The organism is Sorlinia euscelidii (assembly GCF_036452135.1).
GTDB lineage: Bacteria > Pseudomonadota > Alphaproteobacteria > Acetobacterales > Acetobacteraceae > Sorlinia > Sorlinia euscelidii.
Map to the genome: position 1 here is coordinate 285,176 of NZ_JAWJZZ010000002.1, position 22,201 is coordinate 307,376.

Sequence of the window (22,201 nt, forward strand, 5' to 3'; positions counted from 1 at the left end):
AGAAGCAGCAAGGGGCTGGCACGGGCCGGAAATTCAGATGCAGAGTTTGAGGCGTGGAGACCGCAGCGGCGGGGTGGCAGCCCGATGATGCTGCCGCCCCCCGTGCCCGGAAGGATTTTTACCGCTGGCGACGCTGACGCCGAAGGAACAGGGAAATCAGAAGTACTAGAATAACCAGCCCGACAATGATGACCGTTCCGAGGATGATGTTGGAGATCAGCCTCACCGTCCAGAAGCCGACATCGGCGTGGCGCAGGCGTTTGACATCGGCAGGCGTCACGCGCGCTGACGGATTGCCGAAATGCGCCAGAACGTAATCCGCAACAGCGGCAATCTGGGCATCATCCAACTGGTCCTCAAAAGCAGGCATGAACACCATGCCCGTATTTGTCCGACGATGAACACCTTTGAGAATGGCGAGGACAAGATTGTTCGGATACAGGCTGCCCGTCGCCGTATTGGACGTCAGAGAAGGATAAAACTGGTCTTCTGTGCCCTGGCCTTGTAATTGATGGCAGGCGGCGCAGGCACCCACGTAAAGCCGTTCACCAATCACGATTTTGCCATTTTCCATTGCGCCGGGTGACCGGTTCTCCGCGCGGTCCAGTATGCCGATATCGACGCGGCGCGGGTTCCGGAACGCATAATCCGGTTTATTCTGCCCGGGGTTTCGGACCGGGGGCACTGTTTTGAGATACCGTGCGATGGCGCGCAGGTCACTTTTCTGCATGAAGCGGAAACTATGTTGTACGGCCTCCGCCATACTGCCCGCCGCCTGCGCCTTGCCTTCAACCGCACCCTGACGAAGGTAGGTGATGATCTCCTCCTCCGTCCAGCCACCAATGCCGCTGACCGGGTCCGAGGTGATATTTGGCGCGATCCAGCCGCCAACACGGCCGCCCGCGAGAGGCTTGCTGGTTTTCTCCGCCATGAAAATATTGCGTGGCGTATGGCAGGCGGAGCAGTGAGCAAGCGCCCGCACCAGATAGCGGCCGCGCTCAACCGAGCCGGGTTTATCTTCCCCGGTGGGGATGACCGTCCTGCCGGTGAAGAGGAGGTTCCAGCCAAACATCAACTGGCGGATATTGAAGGGGAAAGGCAGGTGCGTTTTATCGACCGGAGGATATTCAACCGGCTCTACAGCCTGAGAAAAATAAATATATAAGGCGTGCGTATCCGCGTCGGAAAGATGAGCATATTGCGTATAGGGCATGGCGGGATAGAGATAGCCGCGTGGCGCTATGCCCTGGCGTAAGGCGCGATCAAACTGCTTCTCCGTCCAACTCCCGATGCCGAATCTTTTTGAAGAGGAAATATTGGGGACAATGATATCGCCGAAAGGGGACGTGATTTTATAGCCACCACCGTAACTGGGATGGCCCGGATTTGTGTGGCACGCCATGCAGTCGCCTGATCGCGCCAGATAGGCGCCGCGATCGATAAGTTTTTGATCATGCTCCGCGCGAGCCGTGCCAGGTGACAGGGCACATGCCAGAATGACGGCATATCCCATCGCGAGGCGTTTAAGGAAGGACGCCATGATCAGACCTCCTTTTCCAGAATATCCGCGATACGTATGGCGAAAGCGATTGCGGTCAATGTCGGGTTGACCACACCACTTGCGGGGATGACGCCTGTCGTCGCGAGGAAGAGATTGTCATGATCCCAGCTTCGGCATTCATGGTTGACGACGGAGTCTTTGGGATCATCCCCCATAATCGTCGTTCCCATGATATGGTCGCGATTCTGCCAGCCCGTATTATCCTCAATGACCGTGCCGTTCATGATTTTGACGATCTCGGCAAATTGAGTCCGTGCGACGGCAGCGCCTTTCGCGATATAGTCATCCGTGTCGTAATTCACGACCATCGTCGGAATGCCCAGCGCATCGCGCCGCGTCGTTGAAGGTTGGATGCGGTTCGTCGGGATCGGCAGCATCTCAAACGTGGTTGAGAAATCGACCCAGCGCGCAGCCATGTGACGGATCTGCCTGTCAAGCTCCGGCCCGACAACCCCTTGGGAAAGCAGGCGCTCCGTGATTGCACGATTGGGGACGACATTGGTCAAAGCATGCTTGATGGCGGCATGTTCCCGGCGGAACGCCCCGTCCCGCCAATTGAAGATACCGCCCTGCTGCACCTGGCCGCGGCCGGGCCATAGCGGCTCATCGGCGAGAAACTGCAATCCGATGCCCGTATGATCCATCAGATTGCGGCCGACCTGATCCGACGAATTGCCAATATCAGACATCAGCATGAGTTTGGGAATTTCGAGACCATTGGCCGCAAGGATAAAGGCGCGCGCCGTTAACCGGACTTCTTCATGCTTGGAAGTGCGATAATGGACGGCGGCAATCTTATTGCCTTCACCTTTTTCGATTTTAAAGACCGTGGCATCGGTGATGACCTTACCACCCGCTTTTTCCGTGTGGCGCGCATGGACATCGCCGGAATACATGGCCCCGATCGGACAGACGGGCATGCAGTTATTATTACCCGAGCAGCCGGGGCGGCCATCCCACGGCTGATTAGTGCGCGCATTGGGCTCGTGCAGAAAATTGAAGCCTGCTGGCGAGAGGCGGGCTTTCAGGCGCTGAAAATAGTAGGTTTCGGCTTCCGGCGGGATGGGATAAGGCGTGGATCTGGGTGGGAAGAGCCCCCCCATCTGCCCCGATTGATCCTCGGAGTCACTGCCGCAAACACCGAGATTATATTCGGCCCGGCCGTAATAAGGCTCAAGCGTGTCATAGGAAACAGGCCAGTCACGCCCTACGCCGTAAAGCGTCTTGAGCTTCATGTCATTGGGAATATAACGCCACGTCGCCGCCGCCCAATGCCACGTCGTGCCGCCGACGAGACGTAACATGCCGGGCAGATACTCGAAACTTCCCGTATTTTCGATGTATCCCGGGCTGAAAGATGAAGGCGCCCAAGGCTGGTTGGGGTAAGGGTCGTTATGATTGCCCTTACGCGGGGATGAGCGGAAATTTTCCACGATTTTCCAGCGCGGAATCCAGACGCCGGATTCGAGAATAATGACGGACTTGCCCTTCCTGGCCAATTCAAAAGCGGCGTTTGAGCCCGAGGCGCCGGAGCCGACAATAATGACATCGGCATCATAATGTTGCGTCATTTCAAAGTCTTTCGCTGCACATCCACACCTTAATCACGCGCAATGGTCTTCGGCGGGTAGAACCAGTAATTCGTGCGACCGCGGGAATAGCTCGGGATCACCGTGGCATCGATCGTCGGGGCATACATAAGGGCCGCCGCGTACGCGACATATTGCGCATTATCAACAGGGTGACCGACAGCCGGAACGGCATGCCCATCATATTTGCCGCAATAACCGAGGTACCAGGCCGAGATGATGGCGATGGATGTCGCCCGCATTTCCGGATGTCGCGAGGAGAATTCATCAAAACGCGTCATGTCGGCGAGGTTTTCCGCGCGCAACGCGGCCCATGAAGCGGAGGCTTTTTGTGGAAAGTCGGGGTCATTCGTCGTGAGACCGCTCAAGGCGCGACCCGCGACGATTTCATCAAGATGCGCGCGCCCCACCAGAAATTCAGATAATCGCAGAAAATCCTGACTGGAAATGTCCGTCGAAGGTTGCGCCGCAAAGGCCCGACGTCCCAGAGAGACGGCGGGGATCACCGCAGCACATTTCAGGAGGAAGCGTCTCGTCAGCCCGGAAGCTGCAACGCGGTTCGCTCTCATCACATTCAACACCTTACCTGACCAAAATCCGAGCGCCGATCGAACGCTCCAAAATGGATAACGTCGCGATCGCCGGGGGATATACCTTTTTTTGCAGGGGTTTACAGACGCGAAAGCGCGAGCTTTACAGTCGGCCAAGCAAAAATGTTGATAACGCCTCTCAAATGAGAATTCTCATCCGGACTTAGCGCGTTTCGCATCAATCAAGGCGGTAAAACTTTGGTCCGGAAAACAATATTTGAAGACCTCATTGTCTTAAAAATTTATTTACCTGATTTAAAAATTTCCACATGAAGTTTAAAAAAGAATTTTTATTCCGAATTCACGCGTGATGATTTGCATTTTATAAGGCGCCTGCTTTTTTTTCTGTGAAGCTCGAAAATATCGCGCTCACATTATTTGAGGTAACATTTTCGTGATGTCAGTTTTTTAAACGCGTTATTAACTTTTTATCCCATTTGCGTTTCATAAAATTTCCATCTCTCACGAGGTCATTCTCTTATTTCAGCCGGTCACAGCGTGTGACGCGCCCTTTTTTCAGGCGGGCCGAGAAGGCGCCACATAGCCTCCCATGCCGCAAGAAGCGAGGACTCGGGCGGGCCGGAGATCACTTCTCCATCCGATTTCTGCACGCTGATCATCCAACCGCCATTCGGCGGGCGCTCAATTTCGACGCCCCATTCATCCGGCAACCGGGAAATAAGTTGCGCCAGGCGCCCCTCGGCGCGGAAGGGCTTGGCATAATTATGACCCATCAGCCTGTTCCCCCGATCGTCAAGCCGGACAGCTTCAAGGAGGGCTGCCCAACCCCCACCGGCACGCCCTGGCCGGCTTTGCCGCAGGTTCCGATCCCCGGATCAAGCGCGACATCGTGGCCCAGCATCGAAATTCTCTTCATGGCGTCGGCCCCATTTCCAATCAGCGTAGCGCCTTTGACAGGGCGGGTGATCTCACCATTTTCAATCAGATAAGCCTCCGACATGGAAAAAACGAACTCGCCCGAGGTGATATCGACCTGCCCGCCACCAAAATCCACAGCGTACAAGCCCCTTCGCGTGCCGGAAAGCATATCTGCAAGCGTGGCGCTGCCGCCGGTCATGACCGTATTTGTCATTCTCGGGATGGGCTGATGTGCGTAAGATTGTCGCCGCCCATTACCTGTGGGTGCATCGCCCATCAATCGAGCGTTGAGGCGGTCATTCATGTAAGCAAGAAGGACGCCATCTTCGATCAGCACAGTGCGCTGTCCGGGCGTCCCCTCATCATCAATCGTGATTGAGCCGCGGCGATCAGGCAGTGTGCCATCGTCTATAACGGTCACCCCATCCGCAGCGACTTTCTGGCCGATGCGACCGGTGAAACTTGATGTCTCTTTCCGGTTGAAGTCAGCTTCCAGACCGTGCCCGACAGCCTCATGGAGCAGAATACCCGGCCAACCGGGCCCCATAATAACGTCCATTTCACCTGATGGCGCCGCGACGGACCCGAGCGCGACGCGCGCCCGGCGGATCGCTTCATCGACGGCGTTTTTCCAGACAGACTCATCCAGAAGCCGGTCAAGGGCGTAGCGCCCGCCCGCCCCGACAGAACCACTTTCCCTCTTCCCGTCTCTTTCCATGATGACTGTGACATTCATCCGCACAAGGGGACGGAGATCGGCCACACGGTCATCCTGGTGACGCATGATCTGCACGGCCTGCCACTCCGCTGAAAGATGCGCGCTGACCTGCTTGATGGCCGGGTCGGCCCCGCGCGCATAATCGTCAATCGCACGGAGGACGGCAACACGCACCGGAAATGCGGCTTCATGGAAGGGCCGGTCGCCCTGGTAAAGAGGGTGAGGCGGTCGACCGGACGTTGACACCTTCACGCCCCCCTTCCCCGCTTTCCCGACATCAGGCTGCGTTGTTTTGACCGCTTCGCAGGCTTCCCGAAGCGCCGTGAGGCTGATCTCGTCAGAATGGGCAAACCCGACTTCCGCGCCGATAACGCCGCGCAGCCCGAAGCCGCTTGACACATCAAAGCCCGCAGCGCGGATAACGCCATCATCCAGAACGATGGATTCACTCTCGCGGTATTCGAGAAATAACTCGCCATCATCGAAATGATTGAGAAGATCACGCACGCAGCGTCCCGCCATCGCAGTATCAAGATGCGCGCCACTGCTGAAAAACAGCGAGTCCGTTGTTAAGAGAGCGTCCGTCATCTTCATCCTGTCCTTTGCGCCGCCGCGCCGTGCGACCTTCATCGTAACTTAATCGGTTTCCAATCTAATGGGCCGGGCGCCATGTCATGCTGTTCTCACGATATAAGCGGGTCTCATCCTGAAACCAAGTTAGGCCGCGCCCTGCATGAATCCGGTGCCCAACGCCCCGTGATTGAAATGAGGCGCCGAAAAACGCGATTGTTCATTTTGGCCTCGGAAAGGAAAATATATTATATAACAATGACTTATCCCGGATTTCCCAAATTATTGATGCTTAAAACCCTGTGAAGCCTCGACATCAGGGGATGAAGGGCCTAATCAAAATTTTTATTGGCAAGCTCGGATTTATAGGCAGGGACAGGTATCGATCCATGGCAAAGAAAGCTTCTTCGACGGCATCCAAAACGGTTGCTTCCGCAAGTCAGATGCGGCGCAAGCCCGCTTCCCCGGATAAAGCCGCCGTCGAACACGTTTTTGATTTGATACGCGATCATTCGATTGAATTGGTTGATCTGCGCTTCACGGACCCGAAAGGCAAGTGGCAGCACACAACGCAGTGGCACACGACGATCGATGAAAGCGCCTTTATCGATGGCTTCATGTTTGATGGCTCATCCATCGCGGGATGGAAGACCATCAACAAATCCGACATGGTTTTGTTGCCGGACCCCACGACCGCGGTCCTGGACCCGTTTTCCGCCAAGCCGCAATTGATCCTTATTTGTGACGTTGTCGATCCCGGCACGAAGGAATTTTACAATCGAGATCCACGCTCCATCGCGAAGGCGGCGGAAGCTTATCTGAAGTCATCCGGTCTGGGTGACTCCGCTAGCTTCGGCCCGGAGGCTGAATTCTTCATCTTCGACAATGTCAAATTCGGCACCGGCCCGAATTACGCGTCCTATCGCCTCGATAGTATTGAGGGACCGGACGCATCGATGAAGGACTTCCCGGAAGGGAATATGGGGCATCGCCCGGGTGTTAAAGGCGGCTACTTCCCGGTCGCCCCGGTAGATAGTGAGTGCGACCTGCGTGCCGAGATGCTCTCCACCATGAGTGAGATGGGGCTGTCGGTTGAAAAGCACCATCACGAGGTTGCCCAGTCCCAACATGAACTCGGCACGAAGTTCGCGACATTGGTCCGGGCGGCGGACTATATGCAGATCTATAAATATTGCGTGCATAATGTCGCCCATTCCTACGGAAAAACGGCGACCTTCATGCCGAAGCCGATCGCGGGCGATAATGGCTCAGGGATGCATGTCCATCAATCTGTCTGGAAGGATGGGAAGCCGCTTTTCGCCGGGCAGGAATATGCGGATTTGTCGAAGGAGGCGCTTTATTACATTGGCGGTATTATCAAACATGCCAAAGCGCTCAACGCTTTCACCAATCCGTCGACCAACTCTTACAAGCGTCTGATCCCGGGTTTTGAGGCGCCGGTGCTTCTGGCTTATTCCGCTGCCAATCGTTCCGCCTCCTGCCGCATCCCTTACAGTGTCGGGCCGAAAGCCAAGCGCGTCGAAGTGCGTTTCCCTGATCCGACGGCCAATCCCTACCTGGCTTTCGCCGCCATGTTGATGGCGGGGCTCGATGGCATCCGTAACAAGATTCACCCGGGTGAAGCCAATGACAAAGATCTCTACGAGCTTCCGAAGGAAGAACTTGCGCAGATCCCGACCGTTTGCGGCTCTCTTCGAGAAGCTCTCGAGTCACTGGAAAGCGACCATGAATTCCTCCTTCAAGGTGATGTCTTCTCGAGAGATCAGATCGACAGCTATATCGCGCTGAAATGGAACGAGGTTCACAAATTCGAACATGCGCCCCATCCGATCGAGTTTGAGATGTATTACTCCGTATAAAGCTTCGCGAAACCCGGCCCTGGCGCCGGGTTTTTTTTTGCCGGCTCCGTCCCGATCTCCGCAGGCGATATGGAATGCACGTTTTAAGTATCGGGCTGATTGCCTTGCAGATTTGTGCCCGGCCATCGTAAAAATCCGCAAATCAAGTAAATGGCGGCGGATTACGGCTCAAATATTTGAATTTACGCATATATCTGGTTGCGCCTTCCGTTTTTTACGCCACTAATTTGCGCTTTCAGTATGAATTGCAATTTATTCTCATCACCCGTATGATCCGGGCTTAAATAATTTTCCGTCGCACTCCAAATTTTACTGATAAGCAGAATTTTCGTTCGTTCCCTGGAGATATTTGCGACCTCTCACCAAGCATGATGGCGGATTTGAACGCGTCGGCTTTCGTGGTCCGGCGTCTATTTTAAAAAGGAGGTTCGGCATTGAGGTTGTCCCGCGAGCTATTGAGCACGCTTCCGCATTCTGTCTATCGCCCGCATTATGACGTGAAGTTGCTCAGGTCCGGCATCGTTCACCTTGGTTGCGGCAACTTCCATCGGGCACATCAGGCCGTCGCAACCCAGGCCGCCCTCAATGAAATGGGTGAAGAGGGTCAGCATTGGGGCATTGCGTCCGCGACCATGCGCCGGCCGGGCCTCGTGGCGCAGCTGGCGCAGCAGGACCATCTCTACACCCTCCTCACGCGGGAGCGCACGGGCACGACCGCTTCCGTCATTGGCAGCCTGCATAAGGTGTTCTGCGCCGCGGATCGGCCTGACCGCCTGATTGAACGCATCGCATCTCCCACCACGAAAATCGTGACCCTGACGATCACAGCCACGGGCTATCATCTTTCCGCTGATGGTCAGCTCGATGTCACGGATCCGCTTATACGGAACGATTTCAATAGTCCCACTCCCATATCGGCCGTCGCCTTCCTGACACGGGGCCTTGAGAGGGTCAGACAAAGAGGCACAACCCCGCCCGTTATCATATGCTGTGACAATCTCAGCCATAATGGCGTGACATTACGCGCGGCCGTCACAGCTTTCGCTGAGGCGGAGGGGCAGGGCGCGCTCGCTCGATGGATCGCAGCACATGTTCAGTTTCCGGACACGATGGTGGATCGTATCGTGCCCACGCCGCATGAAGGGGACATTGCCGACGCCAGACGCTTACTGGGCGGCATTGATGATGAGATCCCAGTTTCGGCCGAACCCTGGTTTCAGTGGATCATCCAGCATTTCGACGGGCCGCGGCCCTTGTGGGAGGCGCATCACGGCACGCGCTTCGTCCATGACGTTGACATGTTTGAGCGCGCCAAACTCCAGATGCTGAATGGCAGCCATATGTTACTGGCCTATGTCGGGCAGCTCTCCGGGTTGGAAACGATCGCCGAGGCCGCGTCCGATCCCACGCTCGGACCGCTGGCGCGGCGCTTTATGCGCTTCGAGCAAACGGCCGGGCTCGATCTTCCGGAGACGGAACTCGATGATTACACGGATGAGCTGATGTCCCGCCTGAAAAACCCCGCCATCGTACATGAGGCCGAGCGTATCGGTCGCAATGGTTCGGCCAAAATGGCGGCCCGCGTCATTCGCCCCATGCGGGAGAATATCTCGGCGGGGCGCGATGTGACCGGCGCGGTCCTTCTGATCGCCAGTTGGATTCGCTGGTTTGCCCTGCATGAAAAGGAAGCGCTGGAAATCTCACTGGAAGACCCGCGCGCGGCCGCGCTGAAGAGGATCTGCGCGGAATGCCGGGATCATCATGCGGCGCAGGCGGAGGCTTTTCTGGCGATGGAAGAGGTTTTCGGCCCCAGCCTTCCCGATCATGACAAATATGTTGCCGATATTGCCGGGATGCTCAGGCGCATCACCGAGCAGAACATGCACGATGTTTTGCGGGCCACGCTTAAGGGCGAAAGCGTCGCCGTCTCCTGAAAGCGCGCCCGCGTCAGACGGGCACCTGTCAGACATCAGGCTTCCGAGGCACTCCGGCGGATAAATGCCGCCACGTCGTGAAGGCTTTCGACGACGGCCCAGGCTTTTGCACGCACGTCATCTGTAGGTTGAAGCAGGTCGGGTACCACGATAACGCGGATGCTGGCAGCATGGGCCGCGCGGGCGCCGGTGTGAGAATCCTCCAGCGCAAGGCAGAGAGAGGGTGGGACTTTGATGGCTTCCGCCGCTTTAAGATAAGGTTCAGGGTCAGGTTTGCCGCGATGAACATCGTCACGCGTCACGATCGCATCAAATCTGTCGAAAAGCCCGACGAGCTTCAGGTGATGATCCGCGCGAACATGGCTTGAGGAGGTCGCAATCGCGCGCGGTAAATGCAGCGTGTCGAGAAGATCGAGCAGAGGGACGACGCCCTCCTTCAATGTCAGCTTTCCGGCATCGACCATTTGCCGCAGGGCAATTTCCTGCCCGTTGAAAAACGCGTCACTCGGGAAGCTTTCCCCAAACACCTCCCGCACCAGGGCGCGGCATCCATCGGCAGGCACGCCGATCATCCGGCGGCAGAACGCCATGGACATGTCGTAGCCCAGCGCATGAGCCGACGCGACCAGCGCCTCCATCGCCAGGTTTTCACTGTCCAGCAACAGGCCGTCCATGTCGAAAATGACGCCTTTGACCGGGCCGAGCTGTGGGTTTTCTCCGGACGTAAGGTGATCCTTCGCTGACATCAATCACTCCCTTTTGCCGCGCTGAGCATACAGCCTGTCTTCCCGCACGCAAGCCCGCGACATGACAGCAGCGCCTGCGTAAAAGTCCGGTCACTCAAACTTGAGCACGTAAGACGTATTGAAATTGAAATATTTTGTTATAATTAGTCAAACAGCTATTAAAGCGCGGCGCGGGTCTCGGTGGATCAACGATACACGCATCGACAATTAATTTAGTATTTACGATAAGAAAGGGACGTGGACCGCTTTCCGCAGCCCGTCTGATTTGAGAGTTTTTTACGCGGTTGATAACCCGTTTCTTTTGAATGTTGGATGGACGTCGTCAGTGATTTGGCGGCCACGAAATTATTATGTCTGTATGGTTTGATAAAAATGGTTTCCAAGGTAAAGGAAACGTCATTACTCAAAGCGGGACTTACACTCTTTATCCTGCAGTCTACATCCCGCCCAGCCCGACAGCATCGGGTCCCGCAGAAGCGGTTGTTACGGGGCCAAACGTGGTGGCGACCATTTCAACGCCCAAATTGGCTGCGAACCTGATTGTCTCCTATAAAGTTACGGCCCAGAACGGCGCGACCGTCACAATGGGTGACCCGCAGAACAGTGCTCTCTCGGTCGTTGCCGGCAGCACATTGATTGCTGATGGCGGCACTCTAAATGTGAATGGCAACTCGATCGGTGCATTTACGCAAGCCAAATATGTTGTCGAGAATGGCGGCTCTCTCAACATCACCGCCATTCATGGGTCGACAATCGTCAGCGCCCTCGAAAACTCTAAAATGTCGTTCGGAGACGGAGGCGGCACACTTCGACTTGGAGTCGGGCAGGATGGTGCCGATAAAATCGAATTCAACGCCATTGAAGGCTTCGATCAACCGAATGCGGTGATTGAGATCGACGGCGCAACCTCCGTGACGAACGTAGAGAAATCCCTCATCTTTTTCACCAAGATCACGTTTGACAATGGCTTGTCGATTTTATTGTCCGGCGATTATACTGATGACGTCAAAAACAGTAATCTTTTCCAAAAGACGGACGGCAAAAATCTCTTCATCAGTGCGTCCCCCAACCCTGATATCACGACGCTTCCCGTCACAGGCGGTTTTGATCCCGTGTGCTACCTCGCTGACACCATGGTAGAGACGGTGACCGGTGAAAAACCGGTTCAGGATCTCCAGGTCGGTGATGAAGTGGTTACGCGTGACGCCTCCGGCATCGTTTCGACGCAGCCTGTCATCTGGACCGGCAAATCACGCCTCAAAGCAAATCCAACTCTCAGCGACGACAGGTCGGGCTTTCCCATCCGCATCAAGGCCGGTGCGCTGGCGGATGACGTGCCGCATCAGGATCTCCTCATCACATCGGAACATGCTGTCTTTCTCGAAGGGCATTTCAATCCTGCGCGCATGTTGGTCAATGGTCGCACCATCTCCTATGATCGCAGCATTGCAGAATATGATTATTTCCATTTCGAGACAGCCCGGCATGGCATCGTCCGCGTCAATGGTGCCGCATCGGAAACTTATCTCAATAACGGCTTGCGGGATCAGTTTCTGGAGCAGAACTGGGCAGAGGGTGTGACGGCATCCGACGGCGCGAAGCAATGGGGGCTTGATAGTGCCGCCCCCCTTTGCGTCACGCCGGATTTTGTCCGAAATATCTATCAGGCGCTCAGGGACCGAGCCGAACAGGTTGATCCTTCCAGCGCGTCCGCCGCGGAAGAGGGATTCGACGTCACGGAGGACGCGGACCTACATCTTGAGACGGTCGATGGCGCGCGCCTTCCTTTACGGAGCGTCTCGGATGGGTTTTACGCGTTCAGCCTCCCGACAGGGCACTCACGATTTTACCTGACGTCACGCGTCACGCGACCCTGTGATGCGCAGGGTCCTTACATTGATGATCGCCGCCTTCTCGGGGTGCTGGTTGGGGAGATTGTTCTGGAAAAACCGACGGGGCACATTGAGATGATGGACCATTTGACGAATGAGAGTCTTCAAGGCTGGTCCTCAATCGAAAACCATCCATCCCGCTGGACAAGTGGTCGCGCAGAAATCATCCTGGATGATGCGACAGACACGCACGACAACGTGCTTGCGATCAAAATTTTGTCAACGGGATTGCATCGCCTTCCTCCGCATCCGGCGGATGTCATGCCGGAATCTATCCTGGAAAGTCTGGCGAAAGCGGACAGGGTTATGCAGCCTGCTCTCTGATATATTCGCCACTGAATGTCGTCGCCCCTCACGAATCCTTTTTGACAAAAATTCGTGAGGGGTTTTCGCATCGTCGATCTTTGTCGCGCTGGGGATAATAGAAAATCCGCGCTGTACGTTAAAACTTTATCCCGCTGATTGTCAGCGGCCCCTTGTCACCGGACACCCATCATGGCGGAGCGCCGGGGAGTTTCGACCCGTCAGTCGGGAGCAGATGGAGAGAGAGGGTTTCTTTCCGATGCAATATTTGCTAAGTTTTTCAGCCTTCTCAAAACCCAAATAATTTGAGATTGGTCCGGGCAGTGTTGACTGTTGGCGGCCTCATCCTCAGATGCATGATGATATCGGCGCTCTGACGGTTGGATTGGTTTCAGGGACGACGTTCGGTCCTGAAACGCGCTTATCCGTGAGAGGGAAGGGTTTTTACGCAGAAATCTGCGTGACGCGGCCCGTTTATTAAGGTTTATTGATTGCTTTTAATGTATAAATTGACTTCAGGTGGCTACACGTTTCAAATTTTTGACAAAAGCAATCTTCCAATGGCGCACACCGGGTGTAATGTTTAAAGCGGTATTCCACCGGATTTGCTTGCCAGGTTTGTAAACGGACGGGCTGACAAAGGAGCCTTTTCGCAATGACAGTAGAGATCAAAACGTTGATCGCATCGGCCAATCGCCTCGCGAAGGAGGGTCACCGTAATGAGGCGGAAAGACTGATCGAGGAAATCTACTCGTATTACGAGCAGCTGACCTATCGGGAGGTCGCGTCCCCGCCCGAAGATTACGCGCAGAGAGAATGATCGCTGCGCACGGCACCGCTCTGACAGCCATCTCCTCCTGAAAATTTCCCGTTTTCTGACGCGTCCGACATGCGATTTTCGCACGGCAACAGCTGCGCGTCGCCAGTTGGGCCCGCGCGGATGATCATCATCCCCCTCCGCGACTGACCAGAATAAGACTCGGCTTGACGCGATATTTCTGCATATCGACGCGCGTCCGACAAAAATTTATCCCATCCCTGTATTCAGCTTTTACCAACCAAGAAACTGCATGGTTATGGCGTTTTAGGACGAACGCTCACATCAAATGTGATGGGCTTTCGCGCGGCGTCACAATGTAAAACCATCACGTGGGGTAGCAAAATCATCATAAATTTTGTTATATTCCATTCCAGTTCATCACAGATTTATAGAGTTCAACTATGGTTTCCGATATCTCGCCTTCCACAACTCATCAGTCCCGGACGTTAAAGCCGGGCGTCGTCACGGGCGAAGATTACCGCGCACTCGTTGAAGCGTGCAAAGCGGGCGGTTACGCCCTGCCTGCCGTCAATGTTGTCGGCACGAATAGTGTCAACGCCGTTCTCGAAGCCGCCGCCGCCAATCGCTCCGACATCATCATTCAATGTTCCAATGGCGGTGCGCGTTTTTTCGCGGGGGAAGGACTGGCGGATGCCGAGAAGGCCCGCATCCTGGGGGCGGCTTCCATGGCGCGCCATGTCCACAGTCTCGCGAAAGAATATGGCATCTGTGTCATTTTGCACACGGACCACGCCAACCGGAAGCTCATTCCATGGGTGGAGGGCCTGCTGGATGTCAGTGAGCAGGAAGTCGCTGCCGGACGCCCGCCCCTCTTCTCATCCCATATGATTGACCTCTCCGCTGAACCGCTTGAAGATAATCTGCGTGAATGCGCGCGGCTTTTGCCATATATGGCGCGCCTCGGCATCAGCCTGGAGTTCGAGCTCGGAGTGACAGGCGGAGAGGAAGATGGCGTTGGCCATGATCTTGAGGATCACGCCGATAACGCGCATCTTTATACGCAGCCCGAGGATGTCCTAAAAGCCTGGGACATGCTTTCACCCTTGGGTCACGTCACCATCGCGGCCTCTTTCGGCAATGTGCACGGCGTTTATAAGCCGGGCAATGTACAATTGCGCCCTGAAATCCTGCTGCATTCCCAGCAATATGTGGCGAAGGCAAAGGGCCTGCCCGACAAGCCGCTCAGCCTCGTCTTCCATGGGGGTTCCGGCTCCGAGAAAGATAAGATCGCGGCGGCCGTCTCCTACGGTGTCTTTAAAATGAACATCGATACGGATGTGCAATTCGCGTTTGCGCATGGTATCGGCGATTTTGTTTTCTCTCATGATGAAGCTTTTCGCTACCAGATCGACCCTGAGACGGACGCGCCTTACAAAAAGTTTTACGACCCTCGTAAATGGCTGAGAGAGGGTGAAAAGGCGATCATCGCCCGCCTCAATGAAAGCTTCCAGGATCTCGGCTCCAAAGGGCGCTCAATCGCCGGTTAACGCCGAACCGTTGAGACGCTGACGGCCTGTCATATTTTATGACGGGCCGTTTTGCTTTGGCCTTAAAAAACCTTTTTCTCGCAAATTTTTACCGGCAGCTTCACCTTGTCGAAGTGGGCTTGGTTGGCCGACAATGTTTCTTATCGAAGTACTAAGACTTCGTAACAAGTTTCTTAAAAAGACTTTTTTGGGCGTCTGCTTTTCTCAAAATGTTGCGAAATTCGGTCCAATGCGGTCAAAGGCGAGAGATTAGTCAGTCTTGTCAGTGGCAAGCGGAATTTTCACAAAAATTTTTTATACGGCGATACTGCACCTTTTTCGTATCTGTAGGCGCTCTACAGTCTCGCGGAGGGCGGGGTTCAATGCCATACTGCGTTTCAAGCGAACCTGACACCGTTCCGTCTGTTTGGCGCCCCTCTGATCGTGATGAGACCCTATGACACCATTCAGCAGCTTCCTGGAAGAGCACATCGAACTCAGCTCGTTACGGCGCGCTATTGCCGAGGCAAAGCGGCGCCCCGAAACGGATTGCGTTGCAGCTCTTATTGATGAGGCCACTCTCGCCCCCGAGCTTTCCGCTCAGGCCACAAAAACGGCGCGTTTCCTCGCGAGCCAGCAGCGTAAACGTGCAGGCAGTAGCGGTGTCGAAGCCATCATGCAGCGTTTCTCCCTTTCATCCCCGGAAGGCCTGGCCCTGATGCGCCTTGCGGAGGCGATATTGCGTATCCCGGATGCGGCCACGAAAGATGCGCTGATCCGGGACCAGGTCGGCGATAATGACTGGCAAAGCTTTGTGGGGCGGGAGCAACCATTAACGGTCAATGCCGCCGCTTTGGCGATGACGGCCGCGGCACGCCTGCACCGAGACCCGACGGGCCTTCTCGCGCGGGGCAGCGCCCCTTTTATACGTCTGGGCATTGAGCGCGCGATCGGCCGTATGGGCGGGCAGTTCGTGCTGGGCCAGACCATTGCTCAGGCTCTGCAGAGCAGTCGTGAGCCAGAGACGCGCGGCTACACTTACTCCTACGACATGTTGGGTGAAGCGGCGTTAACAGCTGAGGATGCTGCGCGCTATTTTGACGATTACAGCGCCGCGATCGACGCCATCGGCAATCAGGCCCAGGGCGCCTCACTCTATGCCCGGCCGGGAATATCCATCAAACTTTCCGCGTTGCATCCCCGTTATGCGCGCGCGCAGAAAGCCCGGGTGATGGGGGAACTGCTCCCACGCCTTAAATCGCTCGCCGCACAGGCGCGACATCACGATATCGGCCTGAATATTGATGCGGAGGAGAGTGACCGCCTCGACTTGTCTCTCGACCTCCTCGAAGCCCTGTGCCACATGCCTGAACTCGCGCGATGGAACGGCATTGGCTTCGTGGTACAGGCCTACGGCAAACGCGCCAGCCATGTCGTCGATTATTTGATCGAACTCGCGCGGCAGACAAAGCATCGCCTGATGGTGCGCCTTGTGAAAGGCGCTTACTGGGATACGGAAATCAAGCGCACCCAGGTGGAAGGCGTCGATGACTTCCCCGTTTTCACCCGGAAGTGCCACACAGATGTCAGTTACCTCGCCTGTGCTCGGCGGCTTCTAGCGGCGAAAGAGGAAATTTATCCGCAATTTGCGACGCATAATGCCCACACGATCGCGGCCATCCACGCCATGGCAGGCCCGCATCAGCCCGGCAAATATGAGTTTCAGTGCCTGCATGGCATGGGCCAGGCTGTTTACGGCCCGGTGATTGACCCGGCTGGATTGGCGACGCCCTGCCGCATCTATGCCCCTGTCGGCGCGCACCGCGCACTCCTGTGCTATCTCGTACGGCGCTTGCTTGAAAATGGCGCGAATTCGTCCTTCGTCAATCAGGCCGCCAACCCCGAAATATCGCTCGATGAGCTGATCCGTGACCCTGTTTCGCTCGCCCGGAAAGTGTCACCGCTCGGCGCGCCGCATGCTGACATCCGCCTCCCTGAAAAGATCTTCGGCCCGTCGCGCCGGAATTCCCAAGGGCTGGACCTGACGGATGAGTGTATGCTGGAAACACTCGATAAATCTTTGCGCGAGACGGATCACACTTATATCAGCCGCCCCCTCATCGCACATTATGATGCGTCAGGGGATGCAACGCGCCCCGTGATCAACCCCGCTGATCACCGCGACATTGTGGGGCAGGTCACTTATGCCTCAGACGCCGCGATCGAGAAGGCGCTCGGGAATGCGGATCAGGAAGCTACTTGGAGCAAAATGACGCCAGCGGCACGGCGTGATATTCTTGATAAATGCGCCGACGCCCTCGAAGCGCATATGATCGAACTGATCGCCCTTCTGGTGCGGGAAGCCGGCAAGACTTACGCCAATGCCGTCGGTGAAGTCCGGGAAGCGGTGGATTTCCTGCGTTATTACGGTGCGCAGGTCGCCACGAAGGATTCAGAAGCGACGATCACCCCGTTAGGTATCATCCTCTGCATTTCCCCGTGGAATTTCCCGCTCGCCATCTTTACCGGGCAGATCGCGGCCTCATTGGCTGCCGGTAATGCCGTCATTGCCAAGCCCGCTGAGGAAACACCTCTTATCGCCGCCATGGCTGTCCGTCTCTTTCACGAAAGTGGCGTTCCCCTCCCGGCTTTGCAGCTTCTGCCCGGAGATGGCGATGTCGGCGCCGCACTTGTGGCCGATAAACGCATTGACGGCGTAATGTTCACGGGCTCAACAAAAGTCGGAAAGCTGATCAGTGGTGTCCTTCTGGGGCGGCGCGGGCGCACGGGCCAGCCCGTCTCCTTCATCGCTGAAACAGGCGGTCAGAATGCCATGCTGGTCGACAGCTCCTCATTACCTGAGCAGGCTGTCACGGACATCATCGCCTCGGCTTTCGACAGTGCCGGCCAACGTTGCTCCGCCCTTCGCGTGCTGCTGGTTCAGGATGATTGCGCAGAACACGTGATCGACATGCTGAAAGGCGCCCTGGATGAGATCTCGGTCGGCGATCCGAGCCAGCTCAGCACCGACATTGGCCCCGTCATATCGGAGGAGGCCAAGTCACGCATTGAAGACCATATCGCCGCCATGCGTGACGCCGGACGTGTCATCTGGCAGCCTAAAAACGGGCTGGTTCAGCAGGCGGGCTGGTTTGTCCCTCCCACAATTATTGAAGTTGGTCGCGTTGCGGATATCGGTCAGGAGGTCTTCGGACCGGTCCTCCATGTGCGTCGGTTTGAGCGTCAGGAATTATCGAGCGTCATTGACGCCGTCAATGCGACGGGATACGCGTTGACTTTCGGTATTCAAAGCCGTGTCAAATCGACAATTCAGCACGCAACATCGCGCAGTCATGCTGGCAATATCTACGTCAATCGCAATATTATCGGCGCCACGGTCGGCTCCCAGCCTTTCGGGGGGAAGGGCCTTTCCGGCACGGGGCCGAAGGCGGGGGGGCCGCTCCTCGTGCCACGGCTCGGCCTGTCCGGTGACACGCCGCTCACATGGCCTGGTGGGGCCGCGCCCGCCGCCGCCCGCGCCTTCCTGACACATCTGGAATCCCGGGATCAGCCTTCCGCACGGCGGATCCGCCCTTTGATCATGACCACTTTATGTGGCGCCTCAAAGGACCTGCCGAGCCCTGTCGGCGAGACGAATATTCACATGCTGACACCGCGGGGGCGTGTTCTGTGCGTGGCGGAAAGCTGGCCAAACATTATTTACGCGATCGGACTTGCTTTGAGCACGGGCAATCTTGCCCTCGTTCTTGCCCCGGACTCCGCGATGGAATGGGCACGCCATATGCCGCGCCTCCTCGCCGGATCAATCCTGCGGGTTGACCCGGGCGCTTTACCGGAATGTGATATAGCGCTGGTGGAAGATGGTTCCGTTATGGCTGCACAGGCCGCCTCAACCCTCACGTCGCGTGAGGGGCTGATTGTACCGATCTTTGATATTAAATCGGCACGCCCGGAGTGGCTGGTGGGGGAAAAAGTCGTGACGGATAACACCGCCGCCCTGGGGGGTGACGTCGCGCTGATGTCACTCACGTCATAAGGCGCGGCTTCTAAACCATGGTGCGGCGGGCCCCTCCCGCCGCTACCCGGCAATATCGCGTTATTTACAGTTCCTCATCATCATAAACCGACATCGGCGCATCCGCCGCCTCAAGCGTGACGGATAGAGAGAGCCGTTGGCCTTTCAGGCGAAACCGGGGTTGAACGCGTAGTGTCATAATGGGGCTGATTCCATCAAACCAGCCTGCCAGAACAGTTTGACATGCCAGCAGAGCGTCCCCGTCCCGCACGGCAAAAACAATGCGACGAATGTCGTTCAGCCCGATCTCATCGCGGGTGAGATGATTATTCATCGTCGTCAGGGCGTTACGACATTCAGCGATGATGGACTCGGGTATGACGCCATCAGCATCGGCACCATTGATTTCGCTGTAGTCCGACATGCTCTGATTTTAAATCCTTCCCGCCTTATCGATGCCACAATCAAAGGATAACGTGCGTTTGCCTGCCTCCACCCTCATGGCATCGTCATGGCCTGATTTCTCCACATCTTACACATAACGTTCATTACATTGCTTAACGTACGCGTGCCATGGTAAATTTGCACGTGATGACGCTTCGCAGGGTATGATCGACTCATGGCCTGGCAAGATGAGGTCTGAAAATGGGTTTGGAGTCGGGAGGTCAGTTCTGAATCTGAATGATCCTCAACGTGTCCTGTTGGTAACGGGCGTTTCAGGTGCGGGCAAATCCTCAATGCTGCGCGTATTGGAGGATCTCGGCTATGAAGTCGTCGATAATCCGCCGCTCAACCTCGTAGAACAACTCGTTTCACGCGCGGACCATCATCTTGCCATTGGTATTGATCAACGCACGCGCGGTTTCAACATTGACGCCGTTGCCGATCTCGTTGCAAGACTCAGGACCCGGGCAGGATTACGCAGTGAGCTGATTTTTGCGACGGCGGATACGGATGCGCTGCTGAAACGCTTCACCGCCACGCGGCGGCGACACCCTTATGATAATGACCCGAATGCCGGCTTCAGCCTCGCGCAGAATATCGCGCGGGAAATTGAGGTGATGGCGCCGCTCCGCGCGTATGCTGACCTTGTTATCGACACGTCAGGCCTTTCCCTCCCCGAATTTAGACAGATGGTTGAAGCTCGGTTCGGATCGCGAGCGGATGGCGGTGCGCTGACATTGTCACTGATGTCCTTTGCTTTTCCCGCCGGTCTGCCGCGAGAGGCAGATGTTGTTTTCGATGCGCGGTTCCTCCGTAATCCGCATTATGATGAGACTTTGCGACCCAAAACCGGTCTGGACCCGGAAGTGCAGGCCTATGTGCGCGCCGATCCGGATTATGATCGATTTCTCCATCAGATCCTCGATATGCTGGGTCTGGTTCTTCCGCGATTTGTGAGTGAAGGGAAACGTCACGCAACAATCGCTGTCGGATGCTCTGGTGGGCAGCACCGTTCAGTCACGATGATTGAGGATATCGCGGAGAAGTTAGCCGATCACACCCATCCCGGTTTAAGTCAGGATGGGCCGGTCACTGTTTCCCATCGGGAATTGGCACGGCAGGGAAGAAGCTTCTGGCGCTGGGCGAAACCTCCGCAATAAGCCACCGCGCGTCCCGCCCCGCTTCTGACAGGAATTTCTGTCAGACGGGCTTCAAAACGTCCGCATTAACCCGCACGACCATATGCATTTGACCACTCTTTTCCGGTGGTGCGAGATGAAGCTCTCCGTGGCCATTCGTCCAACAAGGCCATGACGCATGAGGCTCAATCCATCCTGCTCCGCGTTTGAAAGCCACATCCCGCGCTTTACCGTCCGTTTTCGCGTCGGTGGTGATGTCGATCCCCTCAACAAGCACACCGAGGCGACGCCGATCATCGTGATAAGGCCCGTTTAAATCGCAGAAACGAAAAGACGGCGACTCGAAGGCGATTTTTGTCTCCGAAGCGGGGAGCCGCGCCTTGAAGATATTGGGCGCGACTTGCGTCAATCGGTAAGCGGCCCCACTTTCGGACAGAATTTTGAGTCGAGGTGATGGCCGGCGCTTTCCGGGCTTAACCGCGCGTCGGGGCTTTGAAGATCGGGTAGCGGCACGCTGCGCGATGCGTGTCCAGAGACGCTTCATTTCCTGTAATGCCATCCCGATCGGCAAAACCGGCATATAAATTGTTTCAGGAGTTCTATCGAGAACAGGCGTAATGCCCACATGTTTCTCGAACCGATTTCGGTTGCCCGTATCGAGATAAGTTTCCACGCCCAGCCCCTCCGCCAGGATAATGGCGTGGCGCGCTGTCTCGACATGATAAACCTCATAGGAGGTCACGGTCATATCGTAGAAAATTGAAACCCCATTGACCAACATGCGCACGGGGATAAGGCGGTTTTCCAGCGCGATGCAGTGTTCAGACGTCACGCGAAGATCCCGCTGGGGGACGTGATCCGAAATTGCTCCGGCTTTGATAATGACGGGATACCCTGCCATATCAGGTGATAAATCCGGATGCACTCTCACTGACTTTGAACCAACCCAGATCACGGGAAGAAACTGACGATATCGGCCCCATAGGGTCAGGACACGATCCCCGAGGCGAATCTGTTCAACGGGCTTGAGCCCCTCCTCCGTCTCAATCAACGTTCCGGGCAAGAAACATTCCGGCGGACCAAAATTCACATGGGATGAGTCCTTGCCGTTGATGTAATTAATGTAACTTCCGTTGGGGCGCCACTCACCCATGGTCGCCTCACCTCTCATCGGCTCCGTTGTTCCGACCGGCGGGGCGTAGTCAAAAGTCATTCCCAATTCCAACGTTGGCAGATCCGAAACCGAGAAGACCCACCAGGAGCCACTTTCAAGATCCTGAACAAAAATCGTGCCAGGATCTTCATCGCTCACGGCGATACTTGCGGGATCAATGACATAACTCTTGCCATTCGGCATGGTGAGGGAAATCTTATCGCCGTTGAAAGTCACGTCGATGTCGGGCGCGAGGTCGTTCGACTTGGCTCCCCGTTTCTCGCCAATAGTGAATTTCCAACGCCCAGGCATGTTATTATCAGTGCGTGGGTTTCTGAGTTGCGCGACATTCAGCTTGTAAGTGCCCTCTTGAGGAATTGCCATTATTTCGACTCCGCTGGGGCGATAAGCAAATGACCTGCCCGCAGCCTGATTCTATTGTTTGAAACCGAATATTAAC

General features: G+C 55.9%; 15 protein-coding genes. 7 read left to right on the forward strand and 8 right to left on the reverse strand.

Annotation, left to right across the window (positions count from 1 at the left end):
* Nucleotides 1-118: 118 nt before the first annotated feature.
* The 5 genes from CGLAMM_RS04895 to tldD all read right to left on the reverse strand — a co-directional run bounded on the left by CGLAMM_RS04895 (nt 119) and on the right by tldD (nt 5,925).
* Nucleotides 119-1,540 (reverse strand): cytochrome c, encoded by a 1,422-nt coding sequence (locus tag CGLAMM_RS04895; protein ID WP_394818923.1) that lies wholly within the window; start codon nt 1,538-1,540, stop codon nt 119-121.
* A 2-nt stretch (nt 1,541-1,542) separates the two neighbouring features.
* On the reverse strand, nt 1,543-3,132 hold the full coding sequence (locus tag CGLAMM_RS04900; protein WP_394818924.1) for a GMC family oxidoreductase: 1,590 nt from the start codon (nt 3,130-3,132) through the stop codon (nt 1,543-1,545).
* A gap of 29 nt (nt 3,133-3,161) precedes the next feature.
* Entirely contained in the window at nt 3,162-3,719 is a 558-nt protein-coding gene (locus CGLAMM_RS04905; protein WP_394818925.1) for a sugar dehydrogenase complex small subunit, read from the reverse strand.
* 512 nt (nt 3,720-4,231) lie between these two features.
* Nucleotides 4,232-4,474 carry a hypothetical protein gene (locus CGLAMM_RS04910; protein ID WP_394818926.1) on the reverse strand — a complete coding sequence of 81 codons (243 nt, stop codon included), beginning with the start codon at nt 4,472-4,474 and terminating at the stop codon, nt 4,232-4,234.
* Complete coding sequence (gene tldD, locus CGLAMM_RS04915) at nt 4,474-5,925, reverse strand: metalloprotease TldD (protein ID WP_418115442.1); 1,452 nt, start codon at nt 5,923-5,925, stop codon at nt 4,474-4,476. The genes CGLAMM_RS04910 and tldD overlap by 1 nt, the downstream gene beginning before the upstream one ends.
* A 425-nt stretch (nt 5,926-6,350) precedes the next feature.
* On the opposite strand from tldD, the gene glnA reads away from it, so the two are divergent.
* Together glnA and CGLAMM_RS04925 are read left to right on the forward strand one after the other, a co-directional pair.
* Entirely contained in the window at nt 6,351-7,787 is a 1,437-nt protein-coding gene (glnA, locus tag CGLAMM_RS04920; RefSeq protein ID WP_394819088.1) for a type I glutamate--ammonia ligase, read from the forward strand.
* 434 nt (nt 7,788-8,221) lie between these two features.
* Complete coding sequence (locus tag CGLAMM_RS04925; RefSeq protein WP_418115443.1) at nt 8,222-9,721, forward strand: mannitol dehydrogenase family protein; 1,500 nt, start codon at nt 8,222-8,224, stop codon at nt 9,719-9,721.
* Nucleotides 9,722-9,756: 35 nt separating this feature from the next.
* On the opposite strand, the gene CGLAMM_RS04930 is transcribed toward CGLAMM_RS04925, so the two are convergent.
* A complete protein-coding gene (locus CGLAMM_RS04930) occupies nt 9,757-10,467 on the reverse strand; it encodes an HAD family hydrolase (protein WP_394818929.1) in 711 nt (236 codons plus the stop codon).
* Between the two features lie 350 nt (nt 10,468-10,817).
* Here CGLAMM_RS04930 and CGLAMM_RS04935 point away from each other — a divergent pair, with 350 nt between their 5' ends.
* From CGLAMM_RS04935 to putA, 4 genes are all read left to right on the forward strand, one after another.
* Nucleotides 10,818-12,683: a Hint domain-containing protein gene (locus tag CGLAMM_RS04935; protein ID WP_394818930.1), complete on the forward strand. Its 1,866-nt coding sequence runs from the start codon at nt 10,818-10,820 to the stop codon at nt 12,681-12,683.
* Nucleotides 12,684-13,317: 634 nt separating this feature from the next.
* Complete coding sequence (locus tag CGLAMM_RS04940) at nt 13,318-13,482, forward strand: hypothetical protein (protein ID WP_394818931.1); 165 nt, start codon at nt 13,318-13,320, stop codon at nt 13,480-13,482.
* A 401-nt stretch (nt 13,483-13,883) separates the two neighbouring features.
* Nucleotides 13,884-14,990 carry a class II fructose-bisphosphate aldolase gene (gene fbaA, locus CGLAMM_RS04945; RefSeq protein WP_418115444.1) on the forward strand — a complete coding sequence of 369 codons (1,107 nt, stop codon included), beginning with the start codon at nt 13,884-13,886 and terminating at the stop codon, nt 14,988-14,990.
* 436 nt (nt 14,991-15,426) lie between these two features.
* Nucleotides 15,427-19,026 (forward strand): bifunctional proline dehydrogenase/L-glutamate gamma-semialdehyde dehydrogenase PutA, encoded by a 3,600-nt coding sequence (gene putA / locus CGLAMM_RS04950; RefSeq protein WP_418115445.1) that lies wholly within the window; start codon nt 15,427-15,429, stop codon nt 19,024-19,026.
* 64 nt (nt 19,027-19,090) lie between these two features.
* On the opposite strand, the gene CGLAMM_RS04955 is transcribed toward putA, so the two are convergent.
* Nucleotides 19,091-19,429, reverse strand: coding sequence for a hypothetical protein (locus CGLAMM_RS04955; protein ID WP_394818934.1), 339 nt, complete (start codon nt 19,427-19,429; stop codon nt 19,091-19,093).
* Nucleotides 19,430-19,637: 208 nt separating this feature from the next.
* On the opposite strand from CGLAMM_RS04955, the gene rapZ reads away from it, so the two are divergent.
* Complete coding sequence (rapZ, locus tag CGLAMM_RS04960; RefSeq protein ID WP_394818935.1) at nt 19,638-20,609, forward strand: RNase adapter RapZ; 972 nt, start codon at nt 19,638-19,640, stop codon at nt 20,607-20,609.
* 40 nt (nt 20,610-20,649) lie between these two features.
* On the opposite strand, the gene CGLAMM_RS04965 is transcribed toward rapZ, so the two are convergent.
* Complete coding sequence (locus CGLAMM_RS04965) at nt 20,650-22,125, reverse strand: Hint domain-containing protein (RefSeq protein ID WP_394818936.1); 1,476 nt, start codon at nt 22,123-22,125, stop codon at nt 20,650-20,652.
* Nucleotides 22,126-22,201 lie beyond the last annotated feature (76 nt).

Coding starts and splice junctions, on each gene's coding strand:
- CGLAMM_RS04895 (WP_394818923.1), bottom strand. CDS start 1,540: ATGGCGTCCTTCCTTAAACGCCTCGCGATGGGATATGCCGTCATTCTG.
- CGLAMM_RS04900 (WP_394818924.1), bottom strand. CDS start 3,132: ATGACGCAACATTATGATGCCGATGTCATTATTGTCGGCTCCGGCGCC.
- CGLAMM_RS04905 (WP_394818925.1), bottom strand. CDS start 3,719: ATGAGAGCGAACCGCGTTGCAGCTTCCGGGCTGACGAGACGCTTCCTC.
- CGLAMM_RS04910 (WP_394818926.1), bottom strand. CDS start 4,474: ATGGGTCATAATTATGCCAAGCCCTTCCGCGCCGAGGGGCGCCTGGCG.
- tldD (WP_418115442.1), bottom strand. CDS start 5,925: ATGACGGACGCTCTCTTAACAACGGACTCGCTGTTTTTCAGCAGTGGC.
- glnA (WP_394819088.1), top strand. CDS start 6,351: ATGCGGCGCAAGCCCGCTTCCCCGGATAAAGCCGCCGTCGAACACGTT.
- CGLAMM_RS04930 (WP_394818929.1), bottom strand. CDS start 10,467: ATGTCAGCGAAGGATCACCTTACGTCCGGAGAAAACCCACAGCTCGGC.
- CGLAMM_RS04935 (WP_394818930.1), top strand. CDS start 10,818: ATGTCTGTATGGTTTGATAAAAATGGTTTCCAAGGTAAAGGAAACGTC.
- CGLAMM_RS04940 (WP_394818931.1), top strand. CDS start 13,318: ATGACAGTAGAGATCAAAACGTTGATCGCATCGGCCAATCGCCTCGCG.
- fbaA (WP_418115444.1), top strand. CDS start 13,884: ATGGTTTCCGATATCTCGCCTTCCACAACTCATCAGTCCCGGACGTTA.
- putA (WP_418115445.1), top strand. CDS start 15,427: ATGACACCATTCAGCAGCTTCCTGGAAGAGCACATCGAACTCAGCTCG.
- CGLAMM_RS04955 (WP_394818934.1), bottom strand. CDS start 19,429: ATGTCGGACTACAGCGAAATCAATGGTGCCGATGCTGATGGCGTCATA.
- rapZ (WP_394818935.1), top strand. CDS start 19,638: ATGAGGTCTGAAAATGGGTTTGGAGTCGGGAGGTCAGTTCTGAATCTG.
- CGLAMM_RS04965 (WP_394818936.1), bottom strand. CDS start 22,125: ATGGCAATTCCTCAAGAGGGCACTTACAAGCTGAATGTCGCGCAACTC.